At 51.4% G+C, this 10582-nt stretch carries 11 protein-coding genes; 8 read left to right on the forward strand and 3 right to left on the reverse strand.

Features of this window, described 5'->3' with window-relative positions; translation table 11 throughout:
- The first annotated feature begins 1 nt into the window (after nucleotide 1).
- The 3 genes from rsgA to queD are packed head-to-tail and all read left to right on the forward strand — an operon-like array spanning nucleotide 2 to nucleotide 2280.
- Entirely contained in the window at nucleotides 2-874 is an 873-nt protein-coding gene (rsgA, locus tag CHB59_RS07445) for a ribosome small subunit-dependent GTPase A (protein ID WP_245835085.1), read from the forward strand.
- The gene (locus tag CHB59_RS07450) at nucleotides 871-1806 is read left to right on the forward strand and encodes a histone deacetylase family protein (RefSeq protein ID WP_089375597.1); all 936 of its coding nucleotides are present in this window, start codon (nucleotides 871-873) and stop codon (nucleotides 1804-1806) included. Before rsgA ends, CHB59_RS07450 begins: the two co-directional genes overlap by 4 nt.
- Nucleotides 1807-1839: 33 nt before the next feature.
- Complete coding sequence (queD, locus tag CHB59_RS07455; protein ID WP_089375598.1) at nucleotides 1840-2280, forward strand: 6-carboxytetrahydropterin synthase QueD; 441 nt, start codon at nucleotides 1840-1842, stop codon at nucleotides 2278-2280.
- Nucleotide 2281: 1 nt separating this feature from the next.
- On the opposite strand, the gene dnaQ is transcribed toward queD, so the two are convergent.
- Genes dnaQ through CHB59_RS07470 form a run of 3 tightly spaced genes read right to left on the reverse strand, consistent with a single transcriptional unit; the run spans nucleotide 2282 to nucleotide 4153 of the window.
- Nucleotides 2282-2971, reverse strand: coding sequence for a DNA polymerase III subunit epsilon (dnaQ, locus tag CHB59_RS07460; RefSeq protein ID WP_089375599.1), 690 nt, complete (start codon nucleotides 2969-2971; stop codon nucleotides 2282-2284).
- Nucleotides 2972-2982: 11 nt separating this feature from the next.
- A complete protein-coding gene (gene rnhA, locus CHB59_RS07465; RefSeq protein ID WP_089375600.1) occupies nucleotides 2983-3438 on the reverse strand; it encodes a ribonuclease HI in 456 nt (151 codons plus the stop codon).
- A complete protein-coding gene (locus CHB59_RS07470; RefSeq protein WP_089375601.1) occupies nucleotides 3428-4153 on the reverse strand; it encodes a class I SAM-dependent methyltransferase in 726 nt (241 codons plus the stop codon). The genes rnhA and CHB59_RS07470 overlap by 11 nt, the downstream gene beginning before the upstream one ends.
- A 53-nt stretch (nucleotides 4154-4206) precedes the next feature.
- On the opposite strand from CHB59_RS07470, the gene gloB reads away from it, so the two are divergent.
- The 5 genes from gloB to CHB59_RS07495 all read left to right on the forward strand — a co-directional run bounded on the left by gloB (nucleotide 4207) and on the right by CHB59_RS07495 (nucleotide 10231).
- The gene (gene gloB / locus CHB59_RS07475) at nucleotides 4207-4959 is read left to right on the forward strand and encodes a hydroxyacylglutathione hydrolase (RefSeq protein WP_089375602.1); all 753 of its coding nucleotides are present in this window, start codon (nucleotides 4207-4209) and stop codon (nucleotides 4957-4959) included.
- A 120-nt stretch (nucleotides 4960-5079) separates the two neighbouring features.
- The gene (locus tag CHB59_RS07480) at nucleotides 5080-6678 is read left to right on the forward strand and encodes a LysM peptidoglycan-binding domain-containing protein (RefSeq protein ID WP_089375603.1); all 1599 of its coding nucleotides are present in this window, start codon (nucleotides 5080-5082) and stop codon (nucleotides 6676-6678) included.
- A 154-nt stretch (nucleotides 6679-6832) separates the two neighbouring features.
- A complete protein-coding gene (locus CHB59_RS07485) occupies nucleotides 6833-8350 on the forward strand; it encodes a peptide-binding protein (RefSeq protein WP_245835090.1) in 1518 nt (505 codons plus the stop codon).
- A gap of 40 nt (nucleotides 8351-8390) precedes the next feature.
- Nucleotides 8391-9410, forward strand: coding sequence for an ABC transporter permease (locus tag CHB59_RS07490; protein ID WP_089375605.1), 1020 nt, complete (start codon nucleotides 8391-8393; stop codon nucleotides 9408-9410).
- Nucleotides 9407-10231, forward strand: coding sequence for an ABC transporter permease (locus CHB59_RS07495; RefSeq protein ID WP_089375606.1), 825 nt, complete (start codon nucleotides 9407-9409; stop codon nucleotides 10229-10231). Before CHB59_RS07490 ends, CHB59_RS07495 begins: the two co-directional genes overlap by 4 nt.
- The last annotated feature ends 351 nt before the right edge of the window (nucleotides 10232-10582 follow it).

Genomic DNA, 10582 nt, shown 5'->3' on the forward strand with positions numbered 1-10582 from the left:
CTTGCCTGATACATTGTTGAAGGGGCTGGTAGTCGCCTCATACGGAAAGCGCTACGGAGTCGAGTTGGAGGATGGTCGCGAATTTAGTTGCGTCACTCGCGGCAAGAAAACTGATCTTGCCTGCGGCGACAGGGTCCAAATCAAGCTGACCGCCGATAACGAAGGCGTCATCGAGAAAATGGAGCCCAGGCAAAGCCTGCTTTATCGCAGCAATAGTTTCCGCAGCAAAATGCTGGCAGCGAATGTCAGCCAGGTCGTGATTGTCCTGGCCACGCAACCCAGCTTCTATGAGGAGTTGCTGACGCGTTGCCTGGTCGCAGTGGAAGCCGCGGGCATCAAGGCATTGATCGTGCTCAATAAGTGTGACCTGGGGAACGCCGATGAAGCCCTCGCCAAACTGCAGGATTACGCTACACTTGGTTACGCCGTACAACCCCTATCTGCCTGCCAGGATATTGAACCGCTCAAGCCATGGCTACATGGAGAAACCAGTGTGCTGGTAGGACAATCCGGCATGGGAAAATCTACTATTATCAATGCCCTGTTGCCTGCAGCAATGGTCAGGACACAGGAAGTTTCTGCTGTGCTGGACAGCGGAAAACACACCACAACCGCAGCCCATCTCTACCATCTTGATGCAAAAAGTGCTTTAATCGATTCCCCAGGCCTGCAAGAATTTGGCCTGCATCACCTTGACCCGGAAGCCCTTGAGCTGGCATTCGTTGAATTCCGCCCTTTCCTTGGCAAATGCCGCTTCAATAACTGCCGCCACCTCAAGGAACCTGAATGCGCCATTCAGGGTGCGGTAGCAACCGGTCATATCCTGCCCGCACGCCTCGCCTACTATCAGCAATTACGCCAGGAAATGACATGAGCACAGCGCTCGTGACTCATCCTGATACGCTGTTACATGTCATGGACGGCAAGCATCCTGAGTCACCGGCGCGCATCACTGCCATTCTTGATGCATTATCCGAGCAAGCACTGCTCGATCAATTGCAACGCCATCAAGCTCCGCAGGCCACTGACCAGGACCTGCAGCGTGTGCACGACCCTGCCTATATTCGACATATCCGCAGCATAAGCCCGCGCGCAGGTATTGTACGATTGGATCCGGATACCGCCATGGGGCCTATGTCCTTATCCGCCTGCCTGCATGCTGCTGGCGCAGCTATCAAGGCAGTAGACCTGGTCATGCAGCAGCACGTTGAGAATGCCTTTTGCTGTGTGCGTCCGCCCGGTCACCATGCGGGAAAAGCCAATGCCGCTGGTTTCTGCATCTTCAACCACATTGCAATCGGCGTCGCTCATGCGCTGGAGATATACGGCCTGAAAAGAGTGGCTATCCTGGATTTCGACGTGCACCATGGAGATGGCACCGAAGACATTTTCAGGGATGACGAGCGCGTCATGTTGTGCTCCACATTCCAGCACCCCTTCTACCCTCACCGTGGCGCAGAGACGCGCTCGAATCACATCATCAATGTTCCCCTGGCCGCTGGCAGCGACGGAGAAGCCTTTCGACAGGCGGTGTTACAGCATATATCCCCCGCATTACAACGCTTCAGACCACAGATGCTGTTTATCTCAGCGGGATTTGACGCACATGAAAAAGACCCGCTGGCCCAGTTGCAACTCACTGTCCATGACTATCGCTGGATCACCGAATTTGCCTTATCCATCGCAGAACAGCATGCGGAAAAACGAATCGTATCCCTGCTGGAAGGTGGCTATCATCTTCCGTCCCTAGCCCAGGCTGCCAGCATGCATATCCGCACTTTGGCCAGGCTCCCGGCGCTTTCATAATATCAGCCCAGGCTTTGCTGTTATAATCGCGCCATGCAAATCACCACCCGCCTTGAATTCGATGCCGGCCATCGCATTCCTCATCACAAAAGCCAGTGCCGCAACCTGCATGGGCATCGCTATGCCATGGAAATCACGCTTTCAGGCAATATCATTGAGCTGGATGGCGCTTCCGACAATGGCATGGTGATGGATTTTTCTGATGTCAAAGCCATTGCCAAGCGTTGCGTGGTGGATGTGTGGGACCACGCTTTCCTGGTCTACAAGGACGACACTGTCGTGCTCGAATTCCTGCGCAGCCTGCCCGACCATAAGACTGTCATATTCAATCAGGTTCCCACTGCCGAGAATATGGCAGCTGAGGCTTTCCGTATCCTGAAGGCTGAATACCACGATACCTATGGCACCCAACTGCAGCTGGAACGTGTACGTCTCTACGAAACACCCAATAGCTGGGCTGACGCACTAAGCTGAACTACTGCGTCCAGAGGCAGGCACCGCCCTTTGCCAGCGCCTGCAGATAAGTATCATGTGCAGCCTGTTCTGACTCATTGGCAGACAGCACCACCAGTGGCTTGCTGCGCGTCAGTTCAAACCCGCCATCACCCTCAGCCTGCACATTATCCAGCATGTCGATCATGAGGCTTTCCTGGCCGCGCGTCATGGCCATATAGACATCTGCCAGCAGCTCTGCATCCAGCAAAGCGCCGTGCAAGGTGCGAGAAGAATTATCAATCCCGTAGTGTCGACACAAGGCATCCAGGTTATTACGCTGGCCAGGGCGCATTTCCTTCGCCATCTTCAGTGTGTCTATGATTTCCAGCACACTATGCTCGATGTTCTGTCTTTCCATCCTGCCAAGCTCGGCATTGAGAAAACCAATATCAAACGGAGCATTGTGGATGATCAGGTCTGCCCCTGAAACAAACTGCAGGAATTCATCCACAACGTCGGCAAACCTCGGCTTGTCTTGCAAGAATTCCAGCGTGATGCCATGAACCTGCTGCGCGCCTTCGTCAATTTCACGGTCAGGATTCAGGTAGACATGGAAGTGATTGTTGGTCAAACGCCGGTTGACCAGTTCAACACCGGCAATTTCGATGATGCGGTGTCCCTGTGCCGGATAAAGACCGGTTGTTTCTGTATCAAGAAATATTTGACGCATATATTGATCCCTTATACTGCCACACGGCCCAGAACCTGCTCCACACCTTTATTGGCTAGGGCATCAGCCCGTTCGTTACCTGCATTGCCAGCGTGTCCCTTGACCCAGACCCATTCAATCTGGTGTTGTTGCACCAGCAAGTCCAGACTTTTCCACAAATCAGCGTTCTTGACCGGTTTTCTGTCACTGGTGACCCAGTTTCTCTGTTTCCAGTTGCGTATCCACTCTGTAATCCCCTTCTGCACATAGGAGGAGTCTGTATATATCCTGATCGCGCACTCACGCTTCAATGCTTCAAGAGCACGAATGACGGCTGTCAATTCCATGCGGTTATTGGTTGTGTTCAACTCACCACCACAGAGTTCTTTCTCACGTCCCGCAAATGACATCCATGCTCCCCACCCACCTGGGCCTGGGTTTCCCTTGCAGGCACCATCGGTATAAATTTCCACTATATTATTGCTCATGCTTTTTTTGTGTATCCGTTCTTTGTGTCGGGGCGGGCAGCAGATTGGTCTTGAGCCTGGGTTTGCTCCAGGCCGGTTTAATCAGGCGCATACCTGCCACGCGTTTTTTTGCCAGGACGAAGTATACCCCACCCATCAAGGGTAATAATCTTGCTCCCATCCGTTCTATCGTCTTCCATTTCCCCTGCCCTCTGCTGCTGCGGAATGGAGGCATATGGCAAATCATCCGGGTTTCCACTACTTCGCAATCCAGCAATGCCAGCCAATCCTTGACACGCATCAGACTGATGAAGTGGGCTCCCCAGGGATAATGATCATGATCGCTGGCCAGGCGACGCATACCCCAGCTGCTGAGTGGATTGAAACCGGTCAGTATCATGTGACCTTCCGGCACCAGAACACGTGCTGCCTCACGTAATGTCTGATGTGTCTGATCAGTAAAATCCAGCGTATGAGGCAACAGAACAAGGTCCAGGCTATCTGCCTTGAAAGGAAGCTGGTGGGACGCGCACCTGATATGGCCTGCTTCCGTATCGGCATTAAACTGGGAGGGTATGCGACAATGACGCAACAAAGGCATTTCCAGCATGCCAAACTGCATGGCATGAAAACCAAAGATATTCTGCACTGCTGCATCAAACAATGCCTGCTCCTGCTCCTGCAGGTACTGTCCCAACGGGCTTGCCAGCCACTGCGACTTTCTTTCTATTGACATCGGGATTCCAACATATCATTAATATGGGTCACACTTGCCTATCAACTGCTCAGATGCTTGAAATTATCCCGATTCCCGCCTTCAAGGACAACTATATCTGGCTCTTATACCGGAATCAGCATGCCATCGTGATCGACCCCGGTGACGCCACCCCTGTGTTACACATGCTTTCCGCGCTGAACCTGGATCTCGATGCAATTCTGATCACTCACCACCATGCAGATCATACAGGTGGTGTGGAAGCACTATTACGTGCCACTCATGCCAAGGCATACGCGCCAGCCAGGGAGCTGTATACATTCCCTCATCAGCCTGTGCATGCCGGCGATATACTCAACTTTCCCCTATTGTCACTGTCCATGAACGTCATGGATGTACCGGGTCATACTCTGGGACATATTGCCTATCATGGCGCCAGCATGCTGTTTTGCGGGGATACATTATTTGGTGCCGGATGCGGCAGGCTATTTGAGGGCACTGCCGAACAGATGTTTCACTCTTTGCAACAGTTGGCAGCCCTTCCGCCCGATACCGCCGTGTATTGTGCCCATGAATACACTGAACATAATCTGGCATTTGCCCTCAGTCTGGAGCCACAACACCCGGCTTTACTGGAGCGCCAGCAGATGACGCGGCATCTACGTAGTATCAACCTACCCAGCCTCCCTTCCAGCATTAAGCTTGAACTGGCAACCAATCCGTTTTTGCGTTGCCATGAAGCTGGCATTATTTCTGCCTCAGGTAATAAAGATGCTGATCCAGTGCATGTTTTTGCAGCGATCAGGGAAATGAGAAACCATTTTTAATCATTAACATACCCTAGTATATTGAAGTTAATCTTATATATTATGCCCATACACTTGACGCTGTCTTCCATCATTAGCTAACATCGCATGGTTCCCATTCAAGCCATCCGAGAAGTACGAATGACTGTCAAGTCCCTGCTACAGCTGGCACTGCTGGCCTATCCTGCTTTTGGCGTGCCTGCCGCTTATGCGGTTACCAATGTGCTCGGCGATGAAATCGTCATTATGGATGATTCCGCTATCCATGATGACATCGCCAGTTATATGCTGGACCGGTCACTGGACACAAGCAGCCAGAGCAAAGAAGCTGTCGTGGCATCAATCGACTTGTGGCAGCGTATCAAGGATGGTTATGGCATTCCTGAATTGCAGTCTCCCATCACCAGCACCCACGAAAGCTGGTATGCCTCGCGCCCGGAGTACGTCAAGCGCATGGTGGAGCGTAGTCAACGCTACCTCTACCACATAGTAGAAGAAGTACAGAAACGCGGAATGCCAACCGAAATTGCGTTACTGCCCATGGTGGAAAGTGCTTTCAATCCACAGGCCCTCTCTCGCAGCAGCGCCTCGGGCATCTGGCAGTTCATCCCATCGACCGGCAAGAATTTTGGCCTGAAACAGGACTGGTGGACAGATGGCCGACGCGATGTGACCGCGGCGACCGATGCCGCCCTCAATTACCTGCAGAAGCTCTATATCATGTTTGGCACCTGGGACCTGGCACTGGCAGCCTACAACGCAGGTGAAGGTACTGTCAGCCGGGCTATGGCCCGCAATCGCAGCCTAGGACGGCCAACCAACTACCAGAGCCTTGAGCTCTCGGAAGAAACCAGGAACTATGTTCCCAAGCTGCAAGCAATCAAAAATATCATGACCCACCCCAAGCAGTATGGTCTTGAGATAGAAAGTATTCCCAACCGTCCTTATTTCACCAAGGTATCGGCCCCCCAGCAGATTGATGCAAAACTCGCTGCCGAGCTGGCAGAAATCCCTTATGAAGAATTTGCCTCTCTCAACCCAGAATATAACCGTCCGGTACTGACGGCCAATGGCAGCAATGCTCATGAAATCCTGTTGCCTGTGGATGCTTCTGAAACTTTCGCAAGCAACCTCGCTGTTTACGACAAGCCCCTGGTGAGCTGGCAGACTTATCATGCCAAGCGCGGTGACCGCATGGATAACATTGCCGAGAAGTTCGGGATTGAGCTTGCCAAGCTCAAGGATGTCAATGGGCTAAGTGCCAACAGCATCAAGAGTAATATGCCACTACTAGTGCCTACGCAGGCAACTGACAATACTGACTCATCCTCAGAAACAGCAATTATATTCGAGGCTCATGAAAAAATAAGTTTAGCAACAAACAGTGCTTCCCCTTCTAAACTAAACAGACATACTGTCAAAAGCGGCGAAACCATCAGTTCAATTGCCAAACGTTATGGCGTCAATACACAGCAACTATTGAGTGCAAATGGGTTAAAAACCTCCAGCAGAATCAAACCCGGACAGTCTCTGATCATTACAGGCTCCCAGACACAATCAGCATCGCAAAGCAGAAAATCTGGCAATCGTCATTATGTCATCAAGCGCGGCGATACACTGGACAGTATTGCGCGTAAATTTGATGTTCATAGCAAGGATCTGAAGCGCTGGAATAACTTGACCGGCTCCCACATCATTCCGGGCAATAAACTGACAGTTTCCCGCCCTGATGAGGCATGACGGCTCTCGATATGCGCACCATGGATCCTTCATCTTGAATTCCAGATTTGTCATTATCCTGGCGCTGACAGGCACTTTACTAGCGTGCGGCAATCCTCCTTCCACCCGCATTGTGGATTATGACAGGGAATATCCTCCTGAAAATGGCGGTACCATGATAGACGCCACCCGGGGGGAGCCAAGTGGGCTTATCACCATGATTGCAGGTGAAGCGGCCGCCTCAGCGGTAGCGCAGAATATTTTCAGCAGCCTGCTACGCTATGACAAGAATCTGGAATTTGAAGGTGAATTGGCAGAGTCCTGGGAAGTTTCCCCTGATCAGCGAGTCATTACGTTCAAACTCAAGCCTGGTCTCAAATGGGCTGATGGCCAACCTCTTACCAGCGCTGACGTCCTGTTTACCTGGAAACTGATCACGGATGACAAGACCCGTACCCCCTATGGGTCCGATTATAAACTTGTGATTCAAGCAGAAACGCCGGATGCACGCACCTTCCGGGTAAGATATGCTGAACCCTATGCCCCCGCAATCAATTCCTGGGCCGGGCTGGATATTCTTCCCAAGCATCTGCTCGAAGGCAAGGATATCAATAACACCGCATTCGCCCGCAACCCGGTAGGCAGCCACTATTACAAACTTGACAAGTGGCGCCCGGGCGAACAGATATCTCTTGTCAGGAATCCCTTATCCACGCAAGGTCCGGCACATATCGAACGCCTGGTGAGCCGTTTCATCCCTGACGAGGCCTCACAGTTCCTGGAGTTGATGGCCAGGAATATTGACACCATGGCTTTGTCACCGGTGCAATATGCCCGTATCTTTCCTGCGCGCCCGGAATTACACCGGCAGTTTTCCCTGTACAAGGAGCTGGGGAATAGTTACACCTATCTCGGTTTCAATCTCAAGAGAAAGCCTTTTAACGATATCAGGGTACGCAAAGCCATTAACTATGCCATTGACAAGCAGGAGTTGATTGATGGCGTACTGCTAGGGATGGGAGAGCCTGTAGCGTCCCCCTATAAACCAGGAACCCGATGGTCCAACCCCAATCTTCGCCCTTATTCATATGATCCGCAAAAAGCGCGACATTTGCTCCACGAAGCCGGGTTCAGGGATACCAATGGTGACGGCATACTGGAGCGCAATGGTAAACCCCTGACATTCGAAATCCTTACCAACCAGAACAAACAGCGCGAGATGAGCGCTGTCCTGATACAACGCAGGCTGAAAGAAGTCGGGATAGACGTCAAGATCCGCGTGCTGGAATGGGCAAGCTTCATTGGCCGCTTTATCAAAACCGGCGATTTCGATCTGGTATTACTCGGCTGGCAACTCGCCATCGACCCTGATCAATATGCCATCTGGCATTCCTCACAACAGGCTCCCGGACAATTCAACTTTATCGGTTACAAGAACCAGCGCGTGGATAAACTGCTGGAGCGCGGTCGCATGGAACTGGATCCGGACAAACGCATGAAAATCTATCATGAATTTGCCAACATCCTGTTGGAAGACAGCCCGATTGTCTATCTGTTTGCAGGCTATGGCTTGCAGGCCATGCATAAGCGGGTAAAGGGTATTGATGATCCTGCCCCCCCTGCTGGGATTGGCCACAACTCACAGGATTGGTACATTCCCCGGCCATTGAGACGTACGGAAATCAGCCAATGATCACGGCATATTGCAACTGCTTACAACAAAGATATCGCCCATGTTGAAGTATCTATTGAAACGCCTGTTCTGGATGGTGCCATTGCTCATTGGTATCAGCCTGGTTTCTTTCCTGATCATACATCTTGCGCCTGGTGACATTACCACGACTGAAGCGGGCTTTGACCCTAAATCAAGTGAGGAGTCACGCCAGAAACTGCGTGAACTATACAACCTGGATAAACCCGTGGTCGTACAGTATGGCCTGTGGCTGGAGCGCATGGCAAAACTGGACTTTGGTACATCCTTTGCATCTCACCAACGCCCGGTATTCTGGCGCACGACTGACCAGGATGGCAATGTCACCACGGGCATGATAGAAGAAGCCCTGCCCATCACATTGCTCATCAACATATTAAGCCTGGCCCTTATCATCCTGGTTGCCTTGCCTTTAGGCGTTATTTCAGCAGTCACTCAGAATCGTCTGCCTGACCGCACCATCACCTTGTTTGTCTTTATCGGTTTTGCCGTTCCTGGCTTCTGGCTGGCACTGTTGCTGATGTACTGGACCGGGGTTCTTCATGATTGGCTGCCGATTTCCGGCTTGCATAGCCAGGGCGCGGAACACATGAACTGGTTTCTTTATAGCTGGGATACATTGAAACACCTGGCTTTGCCAGTCTTTATTTCTGCGCTGGGTGGCCTGGCTGGCATTTCTCTCTTTGTCCGCAATGGCATGCTCGATGTATTGCACCAGGATTACATCACCACTGCGCGTGCAAAAGGCCTGCCTGAAAACACGGTGGTGTACGGTCATGCCCTGCGCAATGCCCTGCTCCCCCTGATCACCATTCTTGGACTATCCATTCCGGGATTGATAGGAGGCTCTGTCATTTCTGAGTCCATTTTTGCCATTCCTGGGATGGGAAAAACCTTTTATGATGCTGTGCTCATGCGCGATTTCCCGGTCATCATGGGTATTCTCACCATTGGATCCGCATTGACGCTACTTGGTAATTTACTGGCCGACTTGGCATATGCATGGGCAGATCCTCGCGTACGTCGTGGAGCGATGCAATGAAACGTATTCTATCCAACCCATTGGCCTTATCCGGTTTTATTATTATCACAAGCATATTCATCCTGGCATTATTTGCAGCATTCATTGCGCCCTATGACCCGGATGCCATCGACGTCAAAGCCATCCTATTGGCCCCCTCCCCTGAACACTGGATGGGTACGGATGCCCTGGGTCGCGATGTACTCTCGCGCATGCTGTTCGGCGCCCAGATATCTCTGCTGGTCGGGCTAGTAGCTGTAGGCATTGCAACTGCCATAGGTATCGTCCTTGGTGCAATTGCTGGCTATTATCGTGGCTGGGTGGATACCATCATCATGCGTGCCGTTGACGTCATGCTATCCATTCCTACTTTCTTCCTGATTCTGGCCGTCATTGCCTTTCTCACTCCCTCAATCTGGAACATCATGATCGTGATAGGCCTGACATCATGGATGGGAGTTACCCGCCTTGTGCGGGCCGAATTTCTGAGCTTGCGCAATCGGGAATTTGTCATGGCTGCTGAAACATTGGGAGCCAGCGATAATCGACTAATTTTCAGGCACCTTTTACCCAATAGCCTGACACCCGTCATTGTCAGCTCCATTCTTGGGGTCGCCAGTGCAGTCCTGATTGAATCCGGCCTGAGTTTTCTAGGCTTAGGTGTGCAAGCGCCACAAGCCTCTTGGGGAAATATTCTGACTGACGGCAAAGAGTATATCCAGTTCGCCTGGTGGTTATCCCTGTTCCCCGGCCTTGCCATCCTGATCACAGTATTAGGCTACAACCTCTTCGGTGAAGGCTTGCGCGACATCTACGACCCTCGCTCATCAAGATCACGCTAAACATTCTCATACCCTGCTGCCTGCCAGCAGAGCTTATTTCGAAATAACCCATTGAAAAACAATTAAGTACTCCATACTGCTTATTTCAACAGTGTCAGCGTCATCTCAGGGAACGCCTCACGCAATATCACCATTACAAACACATGAAATACCTATTTATTATGTGCTCACCAGAGTGACAGAGAAAATCGACTAACGCCTACCGCATCACTATAGGGCAGATCAGAGCAGAGAAGATTTAATGGAAATCAGACAGTCATAAAAAAATCCCGGCACAAAGGATTGTACCGGGACTCATCAAACTAACGACCAAGCTCAATCAGCGTTTGCTGATCAACGACCCAACAATGG

This window comes from Methylobacillus rhizosphaerae, assembly GCF_900187985.1.
In the GTDB taxonomy this organism is placed as follows: domain Bacteria; phylum Pseudomonadota; class Gammaproteobacteria; order Burkholderiales; family Methylophilaceae; genus Methylobacillus; species Methylobacillus rhizosphaerae.